This is a genomic window from Streptomyces sp. NPDC048171 (assembly GCF_043202655.1).
Classification (GTDB): domain Bacteria; phylum Actinomycetota; class Actinomycetes; order Streptomycetales; family Streptomycetaceae; genus Streptomyces.
In genome coordinates this window covers 309,391-333,726 of the sequence record NZ_JBIDAU010000009.1, presented here as the reverse complement: position 1 = coordinate 333,726, position 24,336 = coordinate 309,391, and the positions used below count along the sequence as shown (strand labels likewise).

27 protein-coding genes and 1 riboswitch are annotated in these 24,336 nt (G+C 73.2%); of the genes, 8 read left to right on the top strand and 19 right to left on the bottom strand.

The window, feature by feature from the left end; genetic code table 11:
* Positions 1 to 129: 129 nt before the first annotated feature.
* Entirely contained in the window at positions 130 to 999 is an 870-nt protein-coding gene (locus ACGF3J_RS26490; RefSeq protein WP_161329524.1) for an alpha/beta fold hydrolase, read from the top strand.
* Here the strand turns inward: ACGF3J_RS26490 and ACGF3J_RS26485 are convergent.
* Positions 951 to 1,829: an alpha/beta fold hydrolase gene (locus ACGF3J_RS26485; RefSeq protein ID WP_161329523.1), complete on the bottom strand. Its 879-nt coding sequence runs from the start codon at positions 1,827 to 1,829 to the stop codon at positions 951 to 953. The two genes, ACGF3J_RS26490 and ACGF3J_RS26485, sit on opposite strands and share 49 nt — an antisense overlap.
* Positions 1,830 to 1,968: 139 nt before the next feature.
* Between ACGF3J_RS26485 and ACGF3J_RS26480 the strand changes: the two genes are divergently transcribed.
* Together ACGF3J_RS26480 and ACGF3J_RS26475 are read left to right on the top strand one after the other, a co-directional pair.
* Entirely contained in the window at positions 1,969 to 2,856 is an 888-nt protein-coding gene (locus tag ACGF3J_RS26480) for an RNA polymerase sigma-70 factor (RefSeq protein ID WP_161329522.1), read from the top strand.
* 116 nt (positions 2,857 to 2,972) lie between these two features.
* A complete protein-coding gene (locus ACGF3J_RS26475) occupies positions 2,973 to 3,734 on the top strand; it encodes a GntR family transcriptional regulator (RefSeq protein ID WP_393854950.1) in 762 nt (253 codons plus the stop codon).
* Between the two features lie 31 nt (positions 3,735 to 3,765).
* On the opposite strand, the gene ACGF3J_RS26470 is transcribed toward ACGF3J_RS26475, so the two are convergent.
* From ACGF3J_RS26470 to ACGF3J_RS26460, 3 genes are all read right to left on the bottom strand, one after another.
* Positions 3,766 to 4,920, bottom strand: coding sequence for an ROK family transcriptional regulator (locus tag ACGF3J_RS26470; RefSeq protein WP_161328024.1), 1,155 nt, complete (start codon positions 4,918 to 4,920; stop codon positions 3,766 to 3,768).
* 100 nt (positions 4,921 to 5,020) lie between these two features.
* The gene (locus ACGF3J_RS26465; RefSeq protein ID WP_161328023.1) at positions 5,021 to 5,683 is read right to left on the bottom strand and encodes a response regulator transcription factor; all 663 of its coding nucleotides are present in this window, start codon (positions 5,681 to 5,683) and stop codon (positions 5,021 to 5,023) included.
* A gap of 14 nt (positions 5,684 to 5,697) precedes the next feature.
* Positions 5,698 to 6,852 carry a sensor histidine kinase gene (locus ACGF3J_RS26460; protein WP_393854949.1) on the bottom strand — a complete coding sequence of 385 codons (1,155 nt, stop codon included), beginning with the start codon at positions 6,850 to 6,852 and terminating at the stop codon, positions 5,698 to 5,700.
* Between the two features lie 108 nt (positions 6,853 to 6,960).
* On the opposite strand from ACGF3J_RS26460, the gene ACGF3J_RS26455 reads away from it, so the two are divergent.
* From ACGF3J_RS26455 to ACGF3J_RS26445, 3 genes are read left to right on the top strand one after another with little or no spacing between them, the layout of a single operon-like run.
* Positions 6,961 to 7,881: an ABC transporter ATP-binding protein gene (locus tag ACGF3J_RS26455; protein ID WP_393854948.1), complete on the top strand. Its 921-nt coding sequence runs from the start codon at positions 6,961 to 6,963 to the stop codon at positions 7,879 to 7,881.
* A 2-nt stretch (positions 7,882 to 7,883) separates the two neighbouring features.
* Positions 7,884 to 8,609, top strand: a complete 726-nt coding sequence (locus tag ACGF3J_RS26450; protein ID WP_393854947.1) for an ABC transporter permease — start codon at positions 7,884 to 7,886, stop codon at positions 8,607 to 8,609.
* 58 nt (positions 8,610 to 8,667) lie between these two features.
* On the top strand, positions 8,668 to 9,111 hold the full coding sequence (locus ACGF3J_RS26445; RefSeq protein ID WP_393854946.1) for a hypothetical protein: 444 nt from the start codon (positions 8,668 to 8,670) through the stop codon (positions 9,109 to 9,111).
* Here the strand turns inward: ACGF3J_RS26445 and mug are convergent.
* The 10 genes from mug to bioB form a co-directional block, all read right to left on the bottom strand.
* Positions 9,089 to 9,640, bottom strand: a complete 552-nt coding sequence (gene mug / locus ACGF3J_RS26440) for a G/U mismatch-specific DNA glycosylase (RefSeq protein ID WP_161331476.1) — start codon at positions 9,638 to 9,640, stop codon at positions 9,089 to 9,091. The genes ACGF3J_RS26445 and mug overlap by 23 nt on opposite strands.
* A complete protein-coding gene (purB, locus tag ACGF3J_RS26435; RefSeq protein ID WP_161331475.1) occupies positions 9,637 to 11,079 on the bottom strand; it encodes an adenylosuccinate lyase in 1,443 nt (480 codons plus the stop codon). The genes mug and purB overlap by 4 nt, the downstream gene beginning before the upstream one ends.
* Positions 11,080 to 11,173: 94 nt before the next feature.
* The gene (locus ACGF3J_RS26430) at positions 11,174 to 11,956 is read right to left on the bottom strand and encodes an SGNH/GDSL hydrolase family protein (RefSeq protein ID WP_161331474.1); all 783 of its coding nucleotides are present in this window, start codon (positions 11,954 to 11,956) and stop codon (positions 11,174 to 11,176) included.
* 58 nt (positions 11,957 to 12,014) lie between these two features.
* Positions 12,015 to 13,037, bottom strand: a complete 1,023-nt coding sequence (locus ACGF3J_RS26425; protein WP_161331473.1) for a hemolysin family protein — start codon at positions 13,035 to 13,037, stop codon at positions 12,015 to 12,017.
* Positions 13,034 to 14,407, bottom strand: coding sequence for a hemolysin family protein (locus ACGF3J_RS26420; protein WP_161331472.1), 1,374 nt, complete (start codon positions 14,405 to 14,407; stop codon positions 13,034 to 13,036). The genes ACGF3J_RS26425 and ACGF3J_RS26420 overlap by 4 nt, the downstream gene beginning before the upstream one ends.
* Positions 14,408 to 14,550: 143 nt before the next feature.
* Positions 14,551 to 15,003: a GNAT family N-acetyltransferase gene (locus ACGF3J_RS26415; RefSeq protein WP_346346277.1), complete on the bottom strand. Its 453-nt coding sequence runs from the start codon at positions 15,001 to 15,003 to the stop codon at positions 14,551 to 14,553.
* Positions 15,004 to 15,183: 180 nt separating this feature from the next.
* A complete protein-coding gene (locus ACGF3J_RS26410; protein WP_161331470.1) occupies positions 15,184 to 15,876 on the bottom strand; it encodes a class I SAM-dependent methyltransferase in 693 nt (230 codons plus the stop codon).
* Between the two features lie 93 nt (positions 15,877 to 15,969).
* Entirely contained in the window at positions 15,970 to 16,686 is a 717-nt protein-coding gene (gene bioD / locus ACGF3J_RS26405) for a dethiobiotin synthase (protein WP_161331469.1), read from the bottom strand.
* Position 16,687: 1 nt separating this feature from the next.
* Positions 16,688 to 17,974, bottom strand: a complete 1,287-nt coding sequence (locus tag ACGF3J_RS26400; RefSeq protein ID WP_161331468.1) for an adenosylmethionine--8-amino-7-oxononanoate transaminase — start codon at positions 17,972 to 17,974, stop codon at positions 16,688 to 16,690.
* Entirely contained in the window at positions 17,967 to 19,175 is a 1,209-nt protein-coding gene (gene bioB / locus ACGF3J_RS26395; protein ID WP_161331467.1) for a biotin synthase BioB, read from the bottom strand. Before bioB ends, ACGF3J_RS26400 begins: the two co-directional genes overlap by 8 nt.
* A gap of 150 nt (positions 19,176 to 19,325) precedes the next feature.
* Here bioB and ACGF3J_RS26390 point away from each other — a divergent pair, with 150 nt between their 5' ends.
* Positions 19,326 to 20,453, top strand: a complete 1,128-nt coding sequence (locus ACGF3J_RS26390) for an 8-amino-7-oxononanoate synthase (protein ID WP_393854945.1) — start codon at positions 19,326 to 19,328, stop codon at positions 20,451 to 20,453.
* 45 nt (positions 20,454 to 20,498) lie between these two features.
* On the opposite strand, the gene ACGF3J_RS26385 is transcribed toward ACGF3J_RS26390, so the two are convergent.
* The gene (locus tag ACGF3J_RS26385) at positions 20,499 to 20,729 is read right to left on the bottom strand and encodes a DUF397 domain-containing protein (protein WP_161327901.1); all 231 of its coding nucleotides are present in this window, start codon (positions 20,727 to 20,729) and stop codon (positions 20,499 to 20,501) included.
* Positions 20,730 to 20,750: 21 nt separating this feature from the next.
* Positions 20,751 to 21,611 carry a helix-turn-helix transcriptional regulator gene (locus ACGF3J_RS26380; RefSeq protein ID WP_125490862.1) on the bottom strand — a complete coding sequence of 287 codons (861 nt, stop codon included), beginning with the start codon at positions 21,609 to 21,611 and terminating at the stop codon, positions 20,751 to 20,753.
* A 214-nt stretch (positions 21,612 to 21,825) separates the two neighbouring features.
* On the opposite strand from ACGF3J_RS26380, the gene ACGF3J_RS26375 reads away from it, so the two are divergent.
* Positions 21,826 to 22,332: an ATP-binding protein gene (locus ACGF3J_RS26375; protein ID WP_161327900.1), complete on the top strand. Its 507-nt coding sequence runs from the start codon at positions 21,826 to 21,828 to the stop codon at positions 22,330 to 22,332.
* Between the two features lie 40 nt (positions 22,333 to 22,372).
* On the opposite strand, the gene ACGF3J_RS26370 is transcribed toward ACGF3J_RS26375, so the two are convergent.
* The 3 genes from ACGF3J_RS26370 to ACGF3J_RS26360 form a co-directional block, all read right to left on the bottom strand.
* Complete coding sequence (locus tag ACGF3J_RS26370) at positions 22,373 to 22,846, bottom strand: C40 family peptidase (protein WP_161327899.1); 474 nt, start codon at positions 22,844 to 22,846, stop codon at positions 22,373 to 22,375.
* Positions 22,847 to 22,849: 3 nt separating this feature from the next.
* Positions 22,850 to 22,997: riboswitch (cyclic di-AMP (ydaO/yuaA leader) on the bottom strand.
* A 369-nt stretch (positions 22,998 to 23,366) separates the two neighbouring features.
* Positions 23,367 to 23,675 (bottom strand): hypothetical protein, encoded by a 309-nt coding sequence (locus ACGF3J_RS26365; RefSeq protein ID WP_161327898.1) that lies wholly within the window; start codon positions 23,673 to 23,675, stop codon positions 23,367 to 23,369.
* 7 nt (positions 23,676 to 23,682) lie between these two features.
* Positions 23,683 to 24,318 (bottom strand): ATP-dependent Clp protease proteolytic subunit, encoded by a 636-nt coding sequence (locus ACGF3J_RS26360; RefSeq protein WP_161327897.1) that lies wholly within the window; start codon positions 24,316 to 24,318, stop codon positions 23,683 to 23,685.
* Positions 24,319 to 24,336: the final 18 nt, after the last annotated feature.

Genomic DNA, 24,336 nt, shown 5'->3' with positions numbered 1-24,336 from the left:
TGACTCCATGGAGGGAATTCTTTCCCTCGGACGAGGGATCGTTGTGCAATTCGATGGACGCGAGACTGAGAAGTCGCAGCGTGCCCATCGGCGATCCCGGCGGGCCGTCCCAACGACAGGGAGAGCGTCGTGAGTTTCCTTAATCCCCGCATCCCGGGGGTCAATTCCGAGGACGTCACCACGGACCTCACCGAATCCCCGCACCGACTGACCGGCCTCGGACAGGCCGGCGCCGCACAGCTCATCGCGACCGTCGACGTACAGGCCGGCGAGGACGACTGGAACGTCCCGGCCGGCGAGGAGCATCCGCGCCCCGTGGTCCTGGTGCACGGCACCTTCGGCAACCGCGGCTACACGTGGACCTCAGCCGCACCCTTGCTGCGGCAGCACGGCCACCGGGTCTTCCGGCTCGACTACGGCCAGCACGGAAACCCCGTGATCTTCGGACTGGGCGACATCAAGCACTCGGCCCGGCAGCTCGCCGACTTCGTCGACGAGGTGCTGCGGCGCACCGGCGCCCAGCAGGTCGACGTCGTCGGCTTCTCACAGGGCGGCATGATGCCGCGGTACTACCTCAACGCGCTGGGCGGCGGGCCCAAGGTGCACAATTTCGTCGGCATCGCGCCCAGCAACCACGGAGTCACCGCCCAGGGGCTGCTGAACCTGGCCCGCCAGATCCCCGGAGCGGTCGAACTCCTCGAACAGGGCGCCGTCGGGGAGGTCGTGCCGGCCTGGCCGCAGCTCCAGCACGACCACCCCTTCCAGCGCGAGCTGGCCGAACTCGGCGAGACCACGGAGGGCGTCCGGCACACGGTCATCGCCACCCGGCACGACGACGTGGTCACCCCGTACACCTCATGCGCCCTGGAGGAGACCGAGGGACGCTACGTCAAGAACATCGTGCTCCAGGACATCGACCCGGACGACCGCACACCGCACGCGAGCATGCCCTACAACCCGACGGTGCTGAAGGAAGTGCTCGCGGCGCTCGCCTCCTGAGAGCGGCTGCCGTCCAGCAGGACGCGGGCCACCAGCGCCGGGTCGTCGTTCATCGGCACGTGACCGCAGCCGCGCAGCCGCACCAGGCGGGCCCGCGGGATGGCGTGCTTGGCGCGGACGCCCTGCCGGGGGAGCAGCAGCCGGTCCCGGTCGCCCCACGCCACGGTCACGGGAATGCCGGGCACGTCGTCGGTGAACAGCACGCTCCGTCCGGCCCGCAGCGTCTCGGCGAACCCCTCGGCGTGCGCGAGCGCGAGCGTCTCGGCGACCACGGCCTCGGGGGAGCGGCGGGCGGGGCGGGCGTAGATCGTACTGGTCAGCGCGGTGCGTCCGACGGCCGTGCGGGACAGCCGCTCGACCAGCGGGAGGGGGAGGCTCCGGGCGGTCCGGCGCATTCCCATGAGCACACCGAAGGCGTAGCGCCGCTCGGCCTGCGTCCAGAAGCCCGCCGGGGACAGGGCCGTCACCGACCGCACCAGGTTCTGGCGGCCCAGCTCCAGAGCGAGCAGGCCGCCCAGCGAGTTCCCCGCCACGTGCGGCCGGTCGAGCCCCAGCGTCGCGCAGAAGGCGCCGAGCACCGCGTTCGTGGTCGGCAGGTCGTGCGGCATCCCCTGCGGCAGCGCGGACGACTGCCCGAACCCGGGCAGGTCCACGGCTATCACCTCGCGTTCGGTGGCGAGGATGTCGACCACCGGGTCCCAGGCCTGCCGGTGGTGGCCGATGCCGTGCAGCAGGAGCAGCGGCTCGCCGGTGCCCACGCGCGCGTAGGCGACGGTGATGTCCTGCGGACCGTGCGGGGTGGGGGCCGTGAAGGAGAGCGTTGCGGACATGGGGCTCCTTGTCGGGACACGCGGACGACGGTGCGTTTGACGATGCGTTGCGTAGACAGCCTGTCAGTAAGAGCTACCGACGGGTAGCCCCCGGCGGCTCCGTCTGGACACGACCGGACACGTCCGCTGGTATGGAGCGGTGACCACCGAAACCGTGACCGACGTCTTCGAGGCACACCGCCCCGTCCTCCTGGGTGTCGCCTACCGCATGCTGGGACGCCTGGCGGACGCGGAGGACGTCGTCCAGGAGGCGTGGCTGCGCTGGTCCGGCGCCGACCGCTCCACCGTCCGCGAGCCCCGCGGCTACCTGGTGCGGGTCACCACCCGCCTCGCCATCGACCGGCTGCGCCAGATCAGGTCGCGCGGCGAGACCTACGTCGGCCCGTGGCTGCCCGAGCCCTACGTCACCGACTTCGGGGACACCGTGCCCGACACCGCCGAGCGGGCCGTCCTCGCCGACTCCGTGTCCCTCGCCGTCCTCGTCGTCCTGGAGTCCCTGTCGCCGCTGGAGCGGGCGGTGTTCGTGCTCAGGGAGGCGTTCGGCTACCCGTACGCCGAGATCGCCGCCATGCTGGAGCGCGGGGAGGCCGCGGTGCGCCAGCTCGCCGGCCGCGCCCGCAGGCACGTCGACGAGCGGCGCCCGCGCTACGACGTGGACCCGGCGCAGCGCCGCGACCTCACCGAGCGCTTCCTCGCCGCCGCGGCCGGCGGTGACCTGGCCGGGCTGATGGAGCTGCTCGCGCCGGACGTCAGGCTGGTGGGCGACAGCGGCGGCAAGTCCAAGGCGCCCCTGCGCGTGCTGGAGAGCTCCGAGAAGGTGGCCCGATTCCTCCAGGGCGCGGCCCGCAAGAGCGTCCCGGACTTCTCCTACCGCTTCCTGGAGATCAACGGCGGACCGGCCCTGCTGGCCCTGTCGGGCGGCAAGCCCGACTCCGTCTTCCAGGTCGAGGTGGCCAACGGGCGCATCCAGTCGGTGTACATCATCCGCAACCCCGACAAACTGCTCTCCCTGGCCGACCTCGCCTAGCCGGATTGGTCTTGACCAAGGGGGTAGGGCGTCCTATGGTCGCAGAGAACTGCAACAACCTTTAATAAACAAGGGCGTCAAAACGCCGCCGGACCACGGCGATTGCGGAGGACAGGGTGGGGACCACGCAGTTGGAATCGGTGCCGGAACCGAAGTACTGGCACCTCAGGACCGTACTCAGCGAGGCCCTGGACTCGGAGTTCGCGGTGGGCGAGGTGCTGCCCAACGAACGCGAGCTCGCCGCCCGCTTCGGCGTCGCCCGCGCGACCCTCCGCCAGGCCCTGGAGCAGCTCGAACTGGAAGGCCGCCTCCAGCGCCGCCGGGGCGTCGGCACGACCGTCGCCCCGCCGCGCGTCGGCGTCGCCGTCGGCACCGGACAGCATGCCTGGCCGGGCACGGCCGACGACGCCTGGGAGCCCGTCGACTGCGCGCCGGCGGCCCCGCCCGCGGCCGTCGCCGACGCCCTCGGCACCGGCCGCGAGGAGCCCGTCCACACCGTCCGCCGCTCCCGCGTGACACACGGCCAGCCCGTCGCGGCGGAGCTGCTCTACGTCCCGTCGGCCTCGGTCCCCGAGCTCACCGCCATCGAGTCGCCCTCCGGCGCCGCCCGCGCGCGTGCCGTACTGCGCGAACTCCAGCGCGGCGACCTGGAGCGCCGGGAGAGCGCCGTCGAGCTGGGCTCGGCCGGCGCCGACGACGCGAAGGAACTGGACCGCCTCCCGGGCGCGCCCGTCCTCGTGGTCACCACCCGCTACCTCGCCGGTGGCCGCACCGCCGCCCTCTCCGTCGCCACCTACCGCGCGGACACCTGCCGCCTGACGTTCGCGGACTCCGGCGACGTGGAGATCCACCACGGCCCGCAGACCCGCGCCTCCTGACCGGCCCCGCCCGCACCCGCCTCCCGGCGGGTCAGCGGCGTGCCGTCGCGCCCTCCACCGCGAACAGCTGCTCCTCCACGTGGTCGAGGGCCAGCCGCAGCGCGCCCGTCGCCACCGCGGCCTCACCGAGCAGCGACAGCGCCACCCGGGGCGGGCGCAGGCAGTAGCGCGCCAGCTCCCGCCGCAAGGGCTCCAGTACGCCGTCCAGTCCCGCCGCCCAGCCGCCGACGACGACCAGCTCCGGGTCCAGGGCCAGCACCAGCGCCGTCACGTCGTGCACCAGCCGCTGGGTGAAACGCTCCACCGCCGCGCGGGCCCGCTGATCGCCTTCCCGGGCCTGGGCGAAGACCTTGGCGACCGCCTGCTCGTCCAGCGGATGCAGCGGCTCGTCGGTCGTCGACAGCAGGGTCTCGGGCGTCACGTCCTGGCCCATCAGGTGCAGTGCGCCGATCTCCCCGGCCGCGCCGCCGTAGCCCCGGTGCAGCCGCCCGCCGATCAGCGCCCCGGCCCCGGGGCTCAGCCCGGCCAGCACGAACACGATGTCGTCGGACTCCGTCGCGGCGCCCTTCCAGTGCTCGGCGACCGCCGCCGCGTTCGCGTCGTTCTCGACCAGCACCGGGCACTTGAAGGAGCGGCTCAGCCGCTCGCCCAGACTCAGGCCCGTCCACCCCGGCAGCGCGGTCCCCAGCCGGACCGTGCCGTCCGCCTCGACGATCCCCGGTGTGGCCGCGCCCACGGCCCGCAGCGAGCCGCGCGCCACCCCGGCCCGGCGCAGCAACTCGGCGACGGCCGTGCGCAGCCGCTCCAGCCGCTCGTCGGCCGAGGCGCCCTCGTCCACGTCCTTGGCCTGGGCGCCGATCACCCGGCCGTCCAGGTCGGCCAGGAGCGCGGCGACGCGGTGCGGCCCGATCTCCAGACCCAGCAGATGCCCCGCCTCCGCCCGGAACCGGAAACGCCGTGCGGGCCGCCCCTGCCGCCGGGCGGTGCCCTCGTCGGCCGCCGCCTCGACCACCAGGCCCGCCTCTATCAGCCCCTCGACGACGCCCTCGACGGTCGGCCGGGACAGGCCGGTCACCCGGGTGATCTCCGTCAGCGTCGCACAGTCCGTCGCACGCAACGCGTGCAGCACCACCGCGGAGTTGATCCTCCGCAACAGCGACGGATCCCCGCCGGTCAGGCCTCCCAAGGTCCGTCCTCCCAGCTCGTGCGCGTGTGCGCCGGATGGTACTCGGCCCGTCGCGCCCCGGCGAGTGCCGGTCCTGGCCTTCCCGGGCCGTGCGTGTCGCTCACCCGGGTGCCACGAACCCGGACTCGTACGCCGTGATCACCGCCTGCGTGCGGTCCCGTGCCCCCAGCTTCGCCAGCACCGCGCTCACATGCGACTTCACCGTCTCCGTGCCGACGACCAGCCGGGCGGCGATCTCCGCGTTCGACAGCCCGCGCGACATCAGCCGCAGCACCTCGCCCTCCCGTTCGGTCAGCCGTGCCCGCTCCACCGTGGCGCGGGCCGCCCGGTTCCCGCCGTCGTCGCCGTACTCGGCGGCCAGTTGCCGCACCGAGGCGGGGAACAGCAGCGACTCGCCCTCGGCGATCAGCCGGACCGCGTGCACGATCTCGGCCGGCCGGGCGCGCTTGAGCAGGAACCCGTCCGCACCCGCGCGCAGCGCCTCGTACACGTACTCGTCGTTCTCGAAGGTCGTCACCACGAGGATCTTCGGCGGGTCGGCCACCGTCCGCAGCAGCGCGCGCGTCGCCTCGATGCCGTCGAGCAGGGGCATCCGGACGTCCATGGCGACCACGTCCGGCCGCAGCCGGCGCACCAGCGGGACGACCGCCGCCCCGTCCGCCGCCTCACCGGCGACCTCGATGTCCGGCTGCGCCTCCAGCACGGCCCGCAGACCCGCGCGTACGAGGGGTTCGTCGTCGACGAGGAGCACTCTGACCGGCATCCGCCCAGCGTAGATCAGCCCGGCGGCAGCTCGACGCGTACCCGCCAATCGCCGGCGTCGGGGCCCGTGTGCGCCAACCCGCCCAGCAGCGCGGCCCGCTCGCGGATGCCGCGCAGGCCGCTGCCGCGGGCGGACGAGGCCCTGGTGTCCGGCAGCGGGTTGCGCACCTCCAGGGTGAGCGCGCCCTCCGCCACCGCCACGCGGACCCGGGTCGGCACCGCGCCCGCGTGGCGCAGCACATTGGTCAGCGACTCCTGGAGGATGCGGTATCCCTCGCGGGAGACCGGGCCCGGCAGCGTCTCCAGCGGGCCGGTGACCTCGGCATCGATCTCGGCCCCCGAGACGCGCGCGGACTCCAGGAGCCGGCCGGCGTCCGCGAGGGTCGGCCGGGAGCTCACCGGTGTCCGCGTCTCGCGCAGGACGCCGAGCACCCGCTCCAGATCCTCCAGCGCGGCCCGGCCGGTCTCCTCGATCGCGGTGAGGGCCCGCTCGGTGAACTCCGGGCTGTTCGCCGCGCGGGCCGCCCCCGCCTGCACGACCGCGACCGTCAGGGCGTGGCCGATGGAGTCGTGCAGCTCACGGGCGATGCGATTGCGCTCCAGGAGTTGTTCGGTGCGCTCCTCCAGGGCGGTGAGCCGCTCGGCGGCGGACGGGCCGAGCAGCGCGCGGGCGCCCGCCGTCGCCAGGGCACCGAGACCCACCACCGCGCCGTACAGCGCGAGGAGGGGGAGCGGCGTCAGGAGCGCGTACGCCCAGTGCGGCGCGGCGTCCCGCAGTACGGGTATGCCGTCGACCCGGTGCCCGAGGGAGAGCCGGCCCAGCTCGACGGCGAGGATCGGCAGCCAGACGCAGGCGCCGGCGGTCGACAGGCCCAGCAGCAGGCGGGCCTGCAGCCACACCACCGTGCGCAGCCGGTCGCGCCAGGTCTTCGCCGGGGCCACCGAGAAACCCGTGTCCTCCTGGCCGGGCGTGAGAAGCCAACGCGCCTGGACCCCCTCACCGGTGCGCACCGCCGGGATGAGACCGACCGGGACCAGCAGCGCGGCCGGAACCCACATCCTCGTGTCGTCGACGAGCGCCCACACGCTCACGACGAGCATGGGCACCCACAGGTACACGATGCGTGTGTACGTAGCCCCCCGGACCAGCGGGCGCAGAAAGCGGACCATCGGCTCATCGTGCCAGCCACCACTGACGGTGGACCTCCCCCGCACGGGGGAGGCGATCTCCACCGGCGGGGGAGGCCTTGTCCGCTGACGTGCCGTCAAGCTGCTGCCATGACCAGCATCGACGCCCAGAACCTCACCAAGGAGTACGGCACCCGACGAGCCGTCGACGACCTCACCTTCACCGTGCGCCCCGGCCGGGTCACCGGCTTCCTCGGCCCCAACGGGGCCGGCAAGTCCACCACCATGCGGCTCGTCCTCGGTCTCGACCGGCCGACCTCGGGGACGGCGACCGTCGGCGGCCGCCTCTACAGCGCCCTGCCCGAACCCCTGCGGCACGTCGGCGCCCTGCTCGACGCGGACGCCGCCCACGGTTCGCGCACCGCCCGCGACCACCTGCGGGTGCTCGCGGCGAGCAACCGCGTCCCCGCGCGCCGGGTCGACGAGGTGCTGGAGGAGACGGGCATCGCGTCGGTCGCGCGCCGCCGGGTGCGGACGTACTCACTGGGCATGCGCCAGCGGCTGGGCATCGCCGCCGCGCTGCTGGGGGAGCCCGCGGTGGTCATGCTGGACGAGCCCTCCAACGGACTCGACCCCGAGGGCATCATCTGGATCCGCGAACTGCTGCGCCGCCTGGCGGCCGAGGGCCGCACGGTCCTGGTGTCCAGCCACCTGATGAACGAGACCGCGTCGTTCGCCGACCACCTGGTCGTCCTCGGCCGGGGGCGGCTGCTCGCCGATCTGCCGATGCGGGAGTTCATCGACGCGCGCGTCCAACCGCGCGTACGTGTCCGCACGTCGGACGCCACCGCCCTGAAGGCCGTGCTCGCCCGGCACGGACACGCCGCCGTGGAGCACGCCGACGGGTACTGGACCGTGTCCGGCGCGCGCGTCGACGACATCGGCCGCGCCCTGTCCGGCGCGGGCGTGCCCGTACTGGAACTGACGTCGGACGAGGGCACGTTGGAGCAGGCCTACCTCGACCTGACGGCCGCCGAGACCGAGTTCACCGCACAGCGCCAGGAGGCCTGACCATGTCCTTCACGCCCGTACTCCGCTCCGAGGCGCTCAAGGTGCTCAGCCTGCGCTCGCTGTGCGGCACGCTGCTGGCCGTTTTCGCGGTCACCACGGCCTTCTCCGCGCTGGCGGGGGTCTCCGACACCTCGGACCCGGACTTCGATCCGCTGTTCACGGCCCTCTCCGGGGTCATGCCCGGTCAGATCGCCGCCATCGCCTTCGGTGCCATGGCCGTGTCCTCCGAGTACCACGGCAACGGGATCCGGCTCTCCCTGGCCGCCGTTCCGCGGCGCGGGCGGTGGTTCGCGGCGAAGCTGGTGGTGGTCGCCGTACCGACCTTCGTGACGGGGCTGCTCACGGCGTCCGCCGCGCTCTTCGCGGCCCGAGCGGGACTGGGCTCCGCCGCGGACGGACTCACGGCCGGCCAGCAGCTGCGCGGCGTCGCGGGCCTGGCGCTCTACCTCACCCTGATGGCCCTGTTCGCGGCCGGCCTCACCGCCGTGTTCCGCAGCGGCGTGGCCACCCTGTCCACCCTGATCCCGTTCATCCTCGTCGTCTCCTTCGTGATCGGGGACGTGGCGGGCGGCGCCACCGACTTCCTGCCGGACAGGGCGGGGCAAGTCGTCGTCCAGCAGGCGCACGACGGGCACCTGGGCCCCTGGACGGGGCTCGTGGTGACCGCGCTGTGGGCGGCGGCCGCGCTCCTCGCCGGCGCGTGGCGGCTGCGCCGACGGGACGCCTGAGCGCGCGGGCCGGCTGACGGGCCGCCAAATGTCAGTGCCGAACGGTTTACTGGACGGCATGGACATCGCGCGGCACATCGCCCTCATCGACGAGCTGTGCCACCGCCCGTTCCCGGCGGGGCACGGCCCGTCGGACGTGGGCGCCGGGGCTCCCGGTCACTTCACGGCGGTGCTGGAGACCAGCCACGGCCTGCGCGGCGGGTGCCCGGCGCAGCGGGCGGTGACGGTGGAGCAGTACGAGAAGGACCGGGACGCCCTCCACGAGCGGCTCGCCGCCCGCTGGGGTGGGCAGGGGGACCCCCTGAACCTTCAGACGGTGCTGCTGCGGACCGACCGGGAGGAGATACCCGAGCCGTGGGCCCGACTGAGCGTGAGCGCGCGCGTGGCGTACCTCTGGGAGGCCGGGGGCACCGGCCGCTGGATCGCGCTGGCCGTCGCCGACCGGGACGAGACGGACGAGGTGCGACTGCTGGCGGTCGTCACCGAGAAGGCTCCGCCCTGACCCGCAGCCGTGCGAACTCCTCCGCCATCGTCTCCGTCGTCCAGTGCGCGTTGAGCCCACTGGGATTGGGCAGCACCCACACGCGTGTGCTCCCGAACATCCGCTCCTGCGGCCCCACCCGCGCGTGCCGGTCGTCGAACGCCGCCCGGTAGGCGGTGACCCCCACCACGGCCAGCCAGTCGGGCCGCAGCCGCGCCACCTTCCGCGTCAGCAGCAGCCCGCCCTCCCGGTACTCCTCGGCGGTCAGCTCGTCGGCCCGCGCACTGGCCCGCGCCACCACGTTGGTGATCCCGAGGCCGTACGACGGCAGCAGGTCCTGCTCCGACGGAGCCAGCCGCCGCGGCGTGAACCCGGACAGGTGCAGCACCGGCCAGAAGCGATTGCCCGGCCGGGCGAAGTGGTGGCCCGTCACCGCCGTCATCAGACCGGGATTGATCCCGCAGAACAGCACGCGGAGGCCGTCCGCGACGACGTCCGGTACGAGACGGTCGCGGGCGGCCTCCAGCTCGGCCCGGGTGAAGCGGGTCAGAGGATGGCCCCGGGGGTGTACGCGGCGGCCGACGGGTGCTGCTTGACGATCTCCTCGATCCGGCCCACGACCACCCCGACCTGGTCGGCCGCGGCGCCCGTGAAGGAGAGCTTGTCCGCCATCAGCGCGTCGAGACCGGCCCGGTCGAGCGGGATGCGCTCGTCGGCGGCCAGCTTGTCGAGCAGTTCGTTGCGCTCGGCGCCCTGTTCGCGCATCGCCAGGGCGGAGGCGACGGCGTTCTCCTTGATCGCCTCGTGCGCCAGCTCGCGCCCCACCCCGGCCCGCACCGCGCCCATCAGCACCTTGGTGGTGGCCAGGAACGGCAGGTAGCGGTCCAGCTCACGGGCCACGACGGCCGGGAAGGCGCCGAACTCGTCGAGCACGGTCAGGAAGGTCTCCAGCAGGCCGTCCAGGGCGAAGAACGCGTCGGGCAGGGCCACCCGGCGCACCACCGAGCAGGACACGTCGCCCTCGTTCCACTGGTCGCCCGCCAGCTCGCCGGTCATCGAGGCGTAGCCGCGCAGGATCACCATCAGGCCGTTGACGCGCTCGCAGGAGCGGGTGTTCATCTTGTGCGGCATCGCGGACGAGCCGACCTGGCCCGGCTTGAAGCCCTCGGTGACCAGCTCGTGCCCGGCCATCAGCCGGATGGTCTTGGCCAGCGACGACGGCGCCGCCGCGAGCTGCACGAGGGAGGTGACCACCTCGTAGTCCAGCGAGCGCGGGTAGACCTGGCCGACCGAGGTGAATGCCTGCGAGAACCCCAGGTGCCCGGCGATCCGCCGCTCCAGCTCCGCGAGCTTGCCGGCGTCCCCGCCGAGCAGGTCCAGCATGTCCTGAGCGGTGCCGACCGGGCCCTTGATGCCGCGCAGGGGGTAGCGGCCGAGCAGCTCCTCCACCCGGGCGTACGCGACGAGCAGCTCGTCGGCGGCGGTCGCGAACCGCTTGCCCAGCGTCGTGGCCTGCGCGGCGACGTTGTGGGAGCGGCCGGCCATGACCAGCTCGCCGTACTCGCCGGCCAGCTTGCCGAGGCGGGCAAGGACGGCCACCGAACGGTCGCGGATCAGCTCCAGCGAGAGCCGGATCTGCAGCTGCTCGACGTTCTCCGTGAGGTCGCGGGAGGTCATGCCCTTGTGCACGTGCTCGTGCCCGGCGAGGTCGTTGAACTCCTCGATCCGCGCCTTCACGTCGTGCCGGGTGACCTTCTCGCGCTCGGCGATCGAGGCCAGGTCGACCTGGTCGAGGACGCGCTCGTAGTCGGCGATCGCGGCGTCGGGCACCTCGATGCCCAGGTCCTTCTGGGCACGCAGCACGGCGAGCCAGAGCCGGCGCTCCAGCTTCACCTTCTGCTCGGGCGACCAGAGGGTGGCGAGGTCGACGGAGGCGTAGCGTCCGGCGAGGACGTTCGGGATGCGGGGCTTGGCGGGAGCGGAAGTCACGTGTACGGATTCTACTGGCGATTCGTGCAGGCCAGCGCCGCGGGGTTGTTCGTCGGAAGCTACGAAGCCACGAGGCCGGGCGTGCCCCCCGGGATCAGGGCGCGGTGTCCTCGTACGGCAGCAGGTCCGGGCGCTTGGGCGGCAGGCCGTCGCCGGACGAGCGGCCGGTCAGCCTGCGGCCTATCCAGGGCAGCAGGTACTGCCGGGCGAACCGGACGTCGGTGGTCCGGCGGGTGACCCACCCCGGTGGCGGTGTGGCCGGGATCGGCGCGTGCCAGTCGGGGTCCTCGGCCTCGTGACCCAGCGCCTGCCACACGGCCTCCGCGACCCGGCGGTGCCCGTCCGCCGTCAGGTGCAGCCGGTCCACGTCCCACAGCCGCGGGTCGGCCAGTGAGCGCGCCCCGTACAGGTCGACGACCACGGCGCCGTGGCGCGAGGCCAGGTCGTCGATGATCGCGAAGAGGGCCTCCATGCGTGGCCGGAACCGGTCCAGCACCGGACCCTGACGGCCGGGGCTGCGCATCAGCACCAGCTGCTTGCAACTGGGCGCGAGCCGCTCCACCGCCTGGGTCAGCTGATCCCGCACCAGCGCCATGTCGCACTTGGGCCGCAGCGTGTCGTTGAGCCCGCCCACCAGAGTGATCACGTCGGCCCCCATGGCCGCGGCCACCTCGACCTGCTCGTCGACGATCTGCCCGATCAGCTTCCCGCGCACCGCCAGATTGGCGTACCGGAAGCCGGGGGAGCGGGCGGCCATCCGCGCGGCGAGAAGGTCGGCCCAGCCCCGGTAGGAGCCGTCGGGCAGCAGGTCCGACATGCCCTCGGTGAAGGAGTCGCCCACGGCGACGAGGCTGCTGTGAGTGGGGTTCGTCTGCATGGCGACAGAAATGGTAGCGCGTGCACATACCCGACGGTCGGTCGACCTCTCTCGTCCCTCAGGTCCGCTGACCGAACAGCTCACGCAGCACGTCCTCCATGGTCACCAGGCCCGCGAGCCGGCCGTCGGAACCGAGGACGGCGGCCAGATGGGTGCGGCTGCGGCGCAGCGCCGTGAGCACGTCGTCCAGCGGGGTGCTCTCCCGCACCCGAGCGATGGCCCGCATGTCCCGCAGCCGGAACGGCAGGTCCCGCGGGGAGGCGTCGAGGGCGTCCTTCACATGCAGGTAGCCCACGATCCGCCGCCCGTCGTCCACCACCGGGAACCGGGAGAACCCCGACTGCGCCGACAGCCGCTCCAACTGCTCGGGCGTGATGCCCACGCGCGCGTGGACGACGCGTTCCAGCGGCAGCACCACGTCCCGCACCGGCCGCCGGCCCAGCTCCAGGGCGTCGTGCAGCCGCTCCTGGGCCCGGTCGTCGATCAGCCCGGCGTCGCCGGCGTCCTTCACGATCTCGGCCAGCTCCGCGTCGGTGAAGGTCGCCGACACCTCGTCCTTCGTCTCGACCCTGAGCAGCTTGAGCAGCGTGTTCGCGAAGGCGTTGATCGTGAAGATCACCGGCCGCAGCGCCCGGGACAGCGCGACCAGCGGCGGCCCCAGCAGCAGCGCGCTGCGCACCGGCTCCGCCAGCGCGATGTTCTTCGGCACCATCTCGCCGAGCAGCATGTGCAGATACGTCGCCAGCGTCAGGGCGATGGCGAAGGAGACCGCGTGCCCCACCCCGGACGGCAAGCCCACCGCGTGGAACACCGGCTCCAGCAGGTGCGCGATCGCCGGCTCCGCGACCACGCCGAGGACCAGCGTGCACAGCGTGATGCCGAGCTGCGCCGCCGCCATCAGCGCCGACACGTGCTCCAGACCCCACAGCACGCTCTTCGCGCGGCGGTCGCCCTCCGCTCCCGCCTCGACGTGCTGCTCGACCTGGCTGCGGCGCACGGAGATCAGCGCGAACTCGGCCCCCACGAAGAACGCGTTGACGACGAGCGTCGCCAGACCTATCAGCAGCTGTACGGCGATCACCGGCCACCCTCCCCGTCCTCGCGCGTGCCGCGCGCGCCGTGCGGGCCATCGGCCGCGCCCGCGTCGTCCAGCGGCGCGTGCAGCAGCACCCGCGCCGCCCGGCGCCCCGTGGCGTCCACGACGTCCAGCCGCCAGCCGGCGACCTCGAACGTGTCGCCGACGGCCGGGATGCGTCCCAGCCCGGCCGCGACCAGTCCGGCGACGGTCTCGTACGGCCCCTCGGGCACCCGCAGGCCGAGTCGCGCCAGCCGGTCCACGCGGGCCGAGCCGTCGGCCCAGTACAGCGCGTGCCCCTGCGCGTCGGTGCCGGCCGGGTCCAGCTCGGGCGTCTCGTGCGGGTCGTGCTCGTCGCGCACCTCGCCGACGACCTCCTCGACGATGTCCTCCAGCGTGGCCACGCCCGCAGTCCCGCCGTACTCGTCGATGACCACGGCCATCGTGCGCCGCCCGGAGAGCCGGTCGAGCAGCCGGTCCACGGTCAGCGTCTCCGGGACCAGCAGCGGCTCGCGCATCAGCTCGGACACCGGCATCATGGGCCGCCGCTCGGCGGGCACCGCCAGCACGTCCTTGACGTGGGCGGTGCCGACCACGGCGTCGAGGGTCTCCTGGAAGACCGGGAACCGGGACAGCCCCGTCGCCCGCGTCGCGTTGGCCACGTCCTCGCACGTCGCCCGGGAGTCGAGGGCGATGACCTGGACGCGCGGGGTCATCACGTGCTGGGCCGTCAGATCGGCCAGGTTCAGGGTCCGGACGAACAGCTCGGCGGTGTCGGCCTCCAGCGCGCCCTCCTTGGCCGAGTGCCGGGCCAGCGCCGCCAGCTCCTGCGGCCCCCGCGCGGAGGCCAGCTCCTCGGCGGGCTCCACGCCGAAGAGGCGCACGATCCGGTTGGCCGTGTTGTTCAGGTGGGTGATGAAGGGCCGGAAGGCCGCGCTGAACCAGCGCTGCGGGCCACCCACCCGTTTGGCCACCGCCAGCGGCGCGGAGATCGCCCAGTTCTTCGGCACCAGCTCGCCGACGATCATCAGGAAGACGGTCGACAGGGCCGTGCCCAGCACCAGCGCCAGCGAGGAGGCGGCCGAACGCGACACCCCCGCGGCCTCCAGCGGGCCCGCGATCAGCGCCGCGACCGAGGGCTCGGCGAGCATGCCGACCACCAGGTTGGTGACCGTGATGCCGAGCTGCGCCCCGGAGAGCTGGAACGTCAGGTTCCGTACGCCCTTCAGCGCGCCGGCCGCGCCCCGCTCGCCCCGCTCCACCGCCCGCTCCAGCTCGCCGCGTTCCACGGTGGTCAGCGAGAACTCGGCCGCGACGAACGCGCCGCACATGAGCGAGAGCAGGACCGCCACCAGCAGCAGGAGCACTTCCATCACCGGGTCACCTCGGATCCATGATCGGCCAGGAACCGGTGGCTCGCGCGATGTCGTGCGCCGGTGGAGGTGCCGGAGGGGCCGGGAGTCTTGCCGTGGAGGGACTCGCTCATGCGCCGGTGCTCAACCCTTCAGTCCGTTCACTGCTACTCCGTGAGCGGCTTCACCCAGCGTCGCCACTGCTCCTCGGGCACGTACCCGGCCGCCCGCCAGGCATGCTGCGCCCGCTCGTTGCGCCGCAGCACCATCGCGTCCCCGCGGCGCCCGCCGAGCCGTACGAACCGCTCCTCGGCCGCCGCGAGCAGGGCGGTGCCGATGCCCCGGCGCCGCTGCTCCGGATGCACCGCCAGCCGGTACAGATGGCAGCGCCAGCCGTCGAATCCCGCGATGACCGTGCCCACGAGTTCCCCGTCCCGCTCGGCAAGGACCAGCGCCTCCGTGTCGCGGGCGACCAGCCGCTCCACTCCCTCGCGGTCGTCGCTGATGCTCGTGCCCTCGGCGGCGACCTTCCAGAAGGCCAGCACGGTGTCCAGGTCCTCGGGCCCGGCGGCCCGTATGCGCAGCTCGGTCATGCCGCGATCCCAGCACGCCCGACGCACACCCGTGCGGGAATTCCGGCATGCGGACCGCGGGCTCAGTCCGCCCGCAGCGCCCGCAGCGCCCGCAGCGCCCGTAGCGCCCGCAGCAACGGGACGAAGGCATCCATCTACGGCTCCAGCACGGGGGCCTTCGGGACACGGAAGTCAGTCACCCGCGGGCGACGGCCGCCGGCGCACGCTCTATCCCCTCTCCGCCTCCGCATCCGGCGGGCGCCAGGCCGTGCCGAGGACGCAGTAGGAACTGGGCAGTGCCGGACCGTGCTCCGGGATCATCATCCGCCGGTAGGGGCCGAGCGCGAACCCCGCGTCCCGTAACGCGGCGACGGGATCGCGGGACAGGTGGCAGCCGCCGGACAGCGGCGGCCACAGCGTCCGGTCCAGGGCGCGCTGGGTGAAGGTCATCATCCGCCCGCCGCCCCGGCCGTGCTCGAAGAAGCGCAGCTGGCCGCCGGGCCGCAGCACCCGCCGCGCCTCCCCGAGCGCCCGCGGCACGTCGCGGACACTGCACAGCACGAGCGAGACCACGACCGCGTCGAAGGCCTCGCTCTTGACCGGCAGCGCCTCGGCCGCGCCCGGCGCCACGTCCACCGGCACCCGCGCGCGCAGCGCCGCCTCCACCGCCAACCGCCGGAGCAGCCGCTCCGGTTCGATGGCGACCACCTCCGAGACGGCGCCCGGATAGTGCGAGAAGTTCAGCCCGTTGCCCGCGCCGACCTCGATCACCCGCCCGGACAGCCCGGCCAGCAGCCGCTCGCGGACGCGCCCCACGCCCATCCGGGTCTCGGCGCCCACACTGGCCCGGGCGTAGTAGCGGGCGAACAGCGGATGGTGCACGGCGTCCCGCGGCACCCCGCGGGCGGATCGCAGCGGCATGGGCCCTCCCTCACGAGGTGGTGCCTTACCGCGATTGTCCCCCGTACGACCGTTCCGCACCCACCGCGCCGCCGGCCGGTTCCGCCCCGCCGCTCAGGGCGCCTCCCGCGCCCCGAAGGCCGCCGCGTCCCACGTGCCGTCCAGCCGGGGCGCCAGCCATCCCGGCGCCGCCGACCGGAAGGCGGCCGGCGGCAGGGAACCCGCTCCGGCGGGGACGGCGCCGAGCAGCGGAGCACCGGACACCTCCGGGAGGTCCGCGAGATTGCAGCGCGCGGCGAGGTCCGGGGCCCCGGGCCAGCTGCCGATCACCACCCCGGGCAGGTCGAGACCGCGGGAGCGCAGTTCACGCGCCGTCAGCTCCGTGGTGTTGAGCGTGCCGAGGCCCGCCGCCGTCACCAGCAGCACCGGGGCGCCCAGCAACGTGGCGACGTCCGCCAGCGTCCCGCCGTCCGCGTCGAAGCGGACCAGCAGCCCGCCCGCCCCCTCGACCAGCACCAGATCGTGCTCGGTGGCCAGCTTGTCCGCGGCCTCCGCCACCTCCGCAGGGCGCACCGGCGCCCGTCCGGCCCGGCGCGCGGCCGTGCCGGGTGCCAACGGCTCCGGATAGCGGGCCACTTCGGCCGCCGTCACGGCCCCCGCGAGGCGCGCCACCTCCCGCGCGTCCCCCGGTTCGTCCGGCCCCACGCCCGTCTGCGCGGCCTTCAGCACCGCCACCGACCGGCCGCCCGCCAGCGCCGTCGCGGCGACGGCGGCCGTCACGACCGTCTTGCCGATCTCCGTGCCCGTGCCCGAGATCACCAGTACCGGCATGTCATCCCTCCTCTGCCGCCGCGCACACCGCGCGGGCGATGCGTGCCACGTCCGCGTCGCCCGTGACGTACGGCGGCATGGTGTAGATCAGGTCGCGGAACGGCCGCAGCCACACGCCCTCGCGGACGGCCGCCGCGGTGGCCGCCCTCATGTCGACGGCGTGGTCGAGCTGCACCACGCCGATCGCGCCCAGCACCCGTACGTCCGTCACGCCCGGCAGCCCGGCCGCGGGGGCCAGACCGTCGCGCAGGCCGGACTCGATCCGCTTGACCTCCGCGAGCCAGTCCTGTCCGAGCAGCAGTCCGATCGATGCGCAGGCCACGGCCGCCGCCAGCGGATTGCCCATGAACGTCGGCCCGTGGGCCAGGACCGGCACCTCGCCGCGCGAGATGCCGTCGGCCACCTCCGACGTGCACAAGGTGGCCGCCATCGTGAGATAGCCGCCGGTGAGCGCCTTGCCGACGCACATCACGTCCGGCGTCACCGCCGCGTGCTCCGCCGCGAACAGCGCGCCGGTCCGTCCGAAGCCGGTCGCGATCTCGTCGAACACCAGCAGCACGCCGTGCGCGTCGCACGCCTCCCGCAGCACCCGCAGGTACGCGGGGGAGTGGAACCGCATACCGCCGGCGCCCTGCACCACCGGCTCGACGATCACCGCGGCCAGTTCGCCGGCGTGCCGCTCGATCGTCGACCACAGATGGCCGGCGTACGTCTCGTCGTACTCGGCGGGCGGCGCGTCGGCGAAGACCTGGCGCGGCAGAGCGCCCGACCACAGCTCGTGCATCCCGCCCTCGGGGTCGCACACCGACATGGGCTGCCAGGTGTCGCCGTGGTAGCCGCCGCGCCACGTCAGGAGGCGGCGCTTGGCGGGGCGGCCCAGCGAACGCCAGTACTGGAGGCACATCTTGACGGCGACCTCGACGGACACCGAACCGGAGTCGGCGAGGAAGACGTGCTCGAGTCCGTCCGGCGACATGTCGACCAGGAGCTTCGCCAGCCGGACGGCGGGCTCGTGGGTGAGCCCGCCGAACATCACGTGGCTCATCCGCTCCAACTGCTCGCGGGCGGCCTCGTTCAGCACCGGGTGGTTGTAGCCGTGGATCGCCGACCACCAGGACGACATGCCGTCCACCAGCTCCGCCGAACCGTCCGCGGGACGCAGCCGCACCCCGCTCGCCGACTCCACGACGAGCGGGTCCTGCCGCCCAGGCATGGGGCCGTACGGGTGCCAGACGTGCCGCCGGTCGAGCGCCAGCAGCTCGTCCACCGTCAGCGCGGGCTCAGGCATTGGGCGCGAGATCCGTTCCGGCACCGCGGCGGCGTACGGCCACCAGGTCCGTGCGGGGCTCCTCGGTCCGGGCCGCCGGCGCCGGAGCGCAGACCCCGCCGTCCCCGTGCGATCCGCAGCCCCCGCCCGCCTCGCCGTCCCCGTGCGGTCCGCAGCCGCCGCCCGCCTGCGATCCGCAGCCGCCGCCGGCGGCCGCGACCCGGTGCTCCGGCAGGGTCACCCGGTCGGCGCCCTCCACCTCGAAGCCGGCGTCCGCGATCATCTCCAGGTCGGCGTGGCCGGCCTGGCCCTCACTGGTGAGGTAGTCGCCGAGGAAGATGGAGTTGGCCAGGTTCAGGGCCAGCGGCTGCATGGTGCGCAGATGGACCTCGCGCCCGCCGGCGATGCGCACCTCGACGTCCGGGCAGACGAACCGGGTCATCGCCAGGATGCGCAGGCAGCGCTGCGGGGTGAGGTGCCACTCCTTGGCCAGCGGCGTGCCCTCCATCGGGATCAGGAAGTTGACCGGCACCGAGTCCGGGTCCAGTTCGCGCAGCGAGAAGACCACGTCGACCAGGTCCTCGTCGCTCTCGCCCATGCCCGCGATGAGACCCGAACAGGCGGAGAGCCCGGCCGCGTGCGCCTTGCGCACCGTGTCCACCCGGTCGGCGTACGTGTGCGTGGTCGTGATGTCCCCGTACGTCGCCTCGGACGTGTTGAGGTTGTGGTTGTAGGCGTCGGCGCCCGCCTCGCGCAGCCGCTCCGCCTGGCCGTCGGAGAGCAGCCCCAGGCAGGCGCACACCTCGACGGACCCGTCCTGCTCCTTGATGGCCCGGATGGTGTCCGAGACCCGGTCCACGTCCCGGTCGGTCGGGCCGCGTCCGCTGGCCACCAGACACACCCGCTTGGCGCCCCCGGACACCCCGGCGGCGGCGGCCGCGGTGGCCTGGTCGGGCTTGAGCCAGGTGTACTTGAGGATCTCCGCCTTGGAGCCCAGCCGCTGCGAGCAGTAGGAGCAGTCCTCGGGACACAGGCCCGACTTGAGGTTGACGAGGTAGTTGAGTTTCACCCGCCGGCCGAACCAGTGCCGGCGCACCTTGCCGGCCGCGGCCACCACATCGAGCAGGTCGTCGTCGGAAGTGGCGAGGACGGCCAGCGCCTCCTCGCGGGTCGGCGACTCGCGCCGAAGCCCCTTGTCCACCAGCGTGTTCAGCAGGTCCATGAGAGCCGATCCTGTCCTAAGGGGCCGCCCGCGGCCAAGGAGAGTTTGCACAACACTGACAGATCGACGTGTGGGTATTGCCACACCTCGCGGGGGTGGCGATGCCGCTAGTGTCTGTCCATTGCCTACAAATTCCCCAAGGAGCGGCTCATGGCGTTCGGCTGGATCGACGAACAGGCCCGGGCGCGCCACGAGGCGGGACTCGTACGGGTTCTGCGCCCCCGTCCGGCCGACTCGCCGCTGCTGGACCTGGCGAGCAACGACTACCTCGGACTGGCCCGGCACCCGGAGATCACCGAGGGCGCGGCCCGGGCGGCGCGCACCTGGGGCGGCGGTGCGACCGGTTCCCGGCTCGTGACCGGCACGACCGAACTGCACGCCGCACTCGAACGCGAACTGGCCGCGTTCTGCGGATTCGAGGCCGCGCTCGTGTTCTCCTCGGGCTACGCGGCCAATCTCGCGGCGGTCACCGCCCTGGCGCCGCACGGCAGCCTGGTCGTCTCCGACGCGGGCAACCACGCCTCGCTGATCGACGGCTGCCGACTGGCCCGCGGCACGACCCAGGTGGTGGCGCACGCCGAACCGGAGGCCGTGCACAAGGCGCTGGCGACGCACGACGGGCCCGCGGTCGCCGTCTCCGACACGGTCTTCTCGGTCGACGGCGACGCCGCGCCCCTGGCCGCCCTCGCCGACGTGTGCCGGAAGCACGGCGCCGGTCTGGTCGTGGACGACGCACACGGGCTGGGGGTGCTCGGCGACGGCGGCCGGGGCGCCCCCAGCGCGGCGGGCCTCGCGGGCCGGGAGGACGTCGTCGCCACGGTCACGCTGTCCAAGTCGCTGGGCAGCCAGGGAGGTGCGGTACTGGGTCCCGCCCGGGTGATCGGCCACCTGGTCAACGCCGCCCGGACGTTCATCTTCGACACCGGCCTCGCCCCCGCCGCGACGGGCGCGGCGCTGGCCGCGCTGACCCTGCTGCGCCGCGAGCCGGAGCGCGCGGCGCGGGCCCGGGCCGTCGCCGCCGAACTGTACGCGCGGCTGACCGCATCGGGCCTGGAAGCGGTACGCCCGGACGCCGCGGTGGTCTCGGTGCGCGCGCCCTCCCCGGAGGGGGCGGTGCGCTGGGCGGCCGACTGCCGTGCGGCCGGCCTGTCCGTGGGCTGTTTCCGTCCTCCTTCCGTGCCGGACGGTGTCTCACGGCTCAGGCTGACCGCTCGGGCGGACCTCTCCGGGGAACAGATCGAACGCGCGGTGCGGGTGATCGGCGAGACGCGACCATGAGTCGGCGTGGCATGGCCGTGCGTCGTCCGACGTCTCGTGGGGTGGTCAGTCCTGGTGGATCCCGGCGGTGAAGGACGTCCAGCTCTCGGGGGAGAAGAGCAGGGCGGCCCCGGCGGGGTTCTTGGAGTCGCGCACCGCGAGAAGTCCGGCCCAGCGGCCGGCCGACGGCCGGGCCGTCTCCACGCAGTTGTTCGCGCCCGTGCTGTAGCTGCTGCGCAGCCACCGCACGCCGGTCAGATCGGTGCCGGCAGGGATGTTCCCGGGAAGTTCGGACATGGAGCCTGACATGGTGCCTCCTTACGCGCCTGCCGCGGTCGCGGCGATGAAGTCCAACGAGTCCTCGGGCGAAAGGGCATGGATCAGAAGGGCGTTGAAGGCCTCGGTATAGGCCTCTAGGTCTTCTTTCCGTTCGAGATGCAGGCTACTCGTCAAGTGGTCGAGAACAACCACGTCCAGATCAGAAGTGCTCGAAAAGGAGAAGATTACGAAAGGGCCGGTGACACCGATGTGCGCCCCGGCGGCAAACGGCAATACCTGGAGCCGGACATGGGGCAGACGCGCCGCCTCCACCAGCCGCTCCAGCTGACGGGCCATCACCCCGGGGCCGCCCACCTGCCGGCGCAGCACCGCCTCGTCCAGCACCGCGCTCAGCTCCAGCGGCGGTTCGCCGCGCAGCACGTCCTGCCGGGCCAGCCTGACCTCCACCAGCGCGTCCAGCCGCTCCTCCGGCATGCCGTCCACGGCGGCCCGCGTCACCTCGCGGGCGTACTCCGGTGTCTGGAGGAGTCCCGGGACCACCGTGGTCTCCAGGGTGCGCATCGCGCCGGCCTGGGACTCCAGGCTGATGAAGTCGCGGTAGGTGGGCGGCAGCACCCCGCGGTAGGCGTGCCACCAGTGGTGCCGGCCGCCCGCGTCGTCGGAGCGCGCCAGCATCACCAGCAGCCCGCGCAGCTGGTCGTCGTCCACGCCGTAGGCGTCGAGCAGTAACCGCACGTCGGCCGGTTTCGCCCCGCTCGTCCCGGTCTCGATGCGGCTGACCTTCGACTGGTGCCAGCCCACCAGGCGGGCCGCCTCCCCGCTGGTGATGCCCGCCGTCGTGCGCAGGGCGCGCAGTTCCGCGCCCAGCTTCCTGCGGCGCACCACCGGACCGTGCTGCATGGGCCACTCCCTTACTCCTTATGGGCCGCCCAAATCCGCTCTGCCGTCGCAGAGTTCACCGCTTCGAGCGACAGATATATGCATATCTTGGTGGATCGCCGTCCTTCACGGGCCGGGTGATGGCAGTCTGGCGGCGAAGCACCAGTCCGGGACCGTACTCGAACCGCCCGCTTCGTGTCGGACCACGGTCCCGTGAGAAAGGGACGACGTCGCCATGGCCGATCACCTGGAAGCATCCGTCACTCTGCCGAGCGATCCCGCTTCGGTGGCCGCCGCGCGCACCTATGTGGCCGGCACGCTGGTGGAGTGGGGCCTGCCGTCGGACGCGGAGATGTCCGACACGGTCCGGCTCATCGTCTCCGAACTGGCGACCAACGCGGTCCAGCACACGCTCGGGCAGTCGCCCACCTTCACGGTGGATCTCGTCCTCGACCGTGACGAGCGGCTGCGCATCGGCGTCACCGACAGCCATCCGCGCTTCCCCAAGCGCCTGCCCGCCGCCGTGCAGCAGGACAACGGTCGCGGCATGGTGATCATCCGCTGGCTGACCGCCGAATGCGGCGGCAAGCTGCGGGTCCGCCCCACGCGGGAGGGCGGCAAGACCGTCTCCATCGAACTGCCCTGGACCGCCCCCCGCCCCCCGGCCGCCGCCGAGGGGGTGACGGCGGGGCAGAACGCCGTCATCCCCTTCGGGAGAGCTACTCGCCCCCGGGCTGTCTGACCCCGGGTCACTCGATCAAGGGGCGCTCGCCCCTCAGGGGCTACTTGACCCGCCCGTAGGAGACGCTCCCGGTCCAGATCTTCTGCAGGCGCACCACGTCCCCGGTCTTCGGGGCGTGCCAGAGCTTGCCCTTCCCGGCGTAGATACCGACGTGGTAGACGCTGCGGCCCGAGTGGAAGAAGACCAGGTCTCCCGCCTTGCGCTTCTTGGCCGAGACGTGGCGGGTCTTGTTGTACTGCTGGGCAGCGGTGCGCGGCAGCTTCTTGCCGGCCTTCTTGAACGAGTACAGCGTCAGGCCGGAGCAGTCGAACCTGCGGGGCCCGACGGCGCCCCACCTGTAGGGGGAGCCCTTCTTGGAGGCCGCGATCTTGAGGGCCTTCGTCGCATGAGCCGCCGCGGCCGCCTCCGAGGAGAAACCGGGGACCACGACGGAGCCGCCGACAGCGGCGAGAGTGAGGGCCGAGGCCGTACCGGCACGAGCCATCAGGGACGGGACACGATTGAGCGCGAACATGCGCAACCCTTCGTCAGCCGCCTGTGAAGGATGACCTGTCGGATTCGGGCTGGCGAAGTTGCCCGGCCGCACGAGTGCGGCTTCACCCCAAGGGCTGCTCGGTCCGGCGCCTCTCCCACGGAGGCGTCCGCTCCTGCGACCCGTCGTGCTCGGGTCCTCCACTCCTGCCGATCCACTTCCCTCGCGACCGGTCGTCCGGACGGCGGCAGGATTCGGCGTCCGCCCGGACCGCCCCGCCGCTGCGGCGGGGGCTTGTCGTCAGTCACGGATCTTGTCTCGCCGGAGGGGGAATTCCCAACGGAACGTGCCTTTTGTGTTGTTACTCACCACCCACCCGTTCGGGTGGACACGCCTGTGTTCGAGCCGGGGCCGTAGGCGGCGACGACCCCGGGACCAGCGGCGCAGCGGTGGGCGCAGACGTCGGGAGAGGGCGGCCGCGCAACCCGGACCGGTCGTCAACCGGGTGTGTTCCTACGCCGAAAGGAGGTACGTCTTTTGGTCCGTTTCGAACCCCGTCCACTCAACTCTCGGAACACGGCGGAAGACTGAGGCGTCCCGTCCGCCGCTCGCCGTCCAGTACCCGCAGGGCCCGGGCGAGGGTGGGCGCGTGCAGTTCCGTCTCACCCCGCGCGTGCATCAGCTCCAGCGCGTCGCGCAGGGCCGCGGCCTTCCCCACCAGCGCCTGGGCGGCCCGCAGTCCCCGGTAGGTGTCGCCGTCCCGCGCGGGGTTGATGCGCCCGAGCAGGTCGACGACGTCCAGGTAGCGGTCGATCAGCTCGGCCTCGGCGCGGGTCAGGGCGGGCAGGGGCGGCAGTTCCGGTGGCAGCATCGGCCGTTCACCGGGTGCGGGGTGTGCCGGGCACGGCCGAGCGGTCGGCCACGATCCGGTCCACCAGCCCGTACTCCAGGGCCTGTTGGGCGTCCAGGACGGTGTCCCGCTCGAGGTCTTCGGTCACCTGCGCCGGAGTGCGGCCCGTGTGCCGTACGAGGATCTCCTCCAGACGGGCGCGGATCCGGGTCAACTCCCCGGCCCGGATGGCCAGGTCGCTCGCCTGCCCCTCCATCGGCTCGGTGAGCGAGGGCTGACGGAGCACCACCCGCGCCCCGGGCAGCATCGCGCGCTTGCCCGGCGTGCCCGCCGCCAGCAGCAGCGCGGCGGACGCGCCGGCCTGTCCGAGACAGGTCGTCTCCACGTCGCAGGCGACGTAGCGCATCGTGTCGTAGATCGCCGTCATGGCCGTGAACGAGCCGCCGGAGGAGTTGATGCAGAGGGCGATGTCCCGGTCCGGGGCCTGGTGCTCCAGGTGCATGAACTGCGCCATCACGTCGTTCGCGGAGGTCTCGTCGACCGGCGTCCCGAGAAGGACGATCCGCTCCTCCAGCAGCTTCGAGTACGGGTCCGACGTACGGGCTCCGGCACTCGTGCGCTCGGTGAACTCGGGCAGGACGTGGCGGGCGGACGGTCGGGTCATGGCGAACCCCTCCTCGTG

What these genes read in the sequence shown, in the direction of transcription:
- ACGF3J_RS26460 (WP_393854949.1), bottom strand. Translation starts at nt 6,852, where the DNA reads ATGGTCCGCTTTCTGCGCCCGCTGGTCCGGGGGGCTACGTACACACGC.
- ACGF3J_RS26430 (WP_161331474.1), bottom strand. Translation starts at nt 11,956, where the DNA reads ATGCAGACGAACCCCACTCACAGCAGCCTCGTCGCCGTGGGCGACTCC.
- ACGF3J_RS26385 (WP_161327901.1), bottom strand. Translation starts at nt 20,729, where the DNA reads ATGTCCGAACTTCCCGGGAACATCCCTGCCGGCACCGATCTGACCGGC.
- ACGF3J_RS26410 (WP_161331470.1), bottom strand. Translation starts at nt 15,876, where the DNA reads ATGCCGCTGCGATCCGCCCGCGGGGTGCCGCGGGACGCCGTGCACCAT.
- ACGF3J_RS26455 (WP_393854948.1), top strand. Translation starts at nt 6,961, where the DNA reads ATGACCAGCATCGACGCCCAGAACCTCACCAAGGAGTACGGCACCCGA.
- ACGF3J_RS26365 (WP_161327898.1), bottom strand. Translation starts at nt 23,675, where the DNA reads ATGCTGCCACCGGAACTGCCGCCCCTGCCCGCCCTGACCCGCGCCGAG.
- ACGF3J_RS26370 (WP_161327899.1), bottom strand. Translation starts at nt 22,846, where the DNA reads ATGTTCGCGCTCAATCGTGTCCCGTCCCTGATGGCTCGTGCCGGTACG.
- ACGF3J_RS26450 (WP_393854947.1), top strand. Translation starts at nt 7,884, where the DNA reads ATGTCCTTCACGCCCGTACTCCGCTCCGAGGCGCTCAAGGTGCTCAGC.
- ACGF3J_RS26485 (WP_161329523.1), bottom strand. Translation starts at nt 1,829, where the DNA reads ATGTCCGCAACGCTCTCCTTCACGGCCCCCACCCCGCACGGTCCGCAG.
- ACGF3J_RS26445 (WP_393854946.1), top strand. Translation starts at nt 8,668, where the DNA reads ATGGACATCGCGCGGCACATCGCCCTCATCGACGAGCTGTGCCACCGC.
- bioD (WP_161331469.1), bottom strand. Translation starts at nt 16,686, where the DNA reads ATGCCGGTACTGGTGATCTCGGGCACGGGCACGGAGATCGGCAAGACG.
- ACGF3J_RS26390 (WP_393854945.1), top strand. Translation starts at nt 19,326, where the DNA reads ATGGCGTTCGGCTGGATCGACGAACAGGCCCGGGCGCGCCACGAGGCG.
- ACGF3J_RS26360 (WP_161327897.1), bottom strand. Translation starts at nt 24,318, where the DNA reads ATGACCCGACCGTCCGCCCGCCACGTCCTGCCCGAGTTCACCGAGCGC.
- ACGF3J_RS26400 (WP_161331468.1), bottom strand. Translation starts at nt 17,974, where the DNA reads ATGCCTGAGCCCGCGCTGACGGTGGACGAGCTGCTGGCGCTCGACCGG.
- ACGF3J_RS26380 (WP_125490862.1), bottom strand. Translation starts at nt 21,611, where the DNA reads ATGCAGCACGGTCCGGTGGTGCGCCGCAGGAAGCTGGGCGCGGAACTG.
- ACGF3J_RS26375 (WP_161327900.1), top strand. Translation starts at nt 21,826, where the DNA reads ATGGCCGATCACCTGGAAGCATCCGTCACTCTGCCGAGCGATCCCGCT.
- bioB (WP_161331467.1), bottom strand. Translation starts at nt 19,175, where the DNA reads ATGGACCTGCTGAACACGCTGGTGGACAAGGGGCTTCGGCGCGAGTCG.
- ACGF3J_RS26465 (WP_161328023.1), bottom strand. Translation starts at nt 5,683, where the DNA reads ATGCCGGTCAGAGTGCTCCTCGTCGACGACGAACCCCTCGTACGCGCG.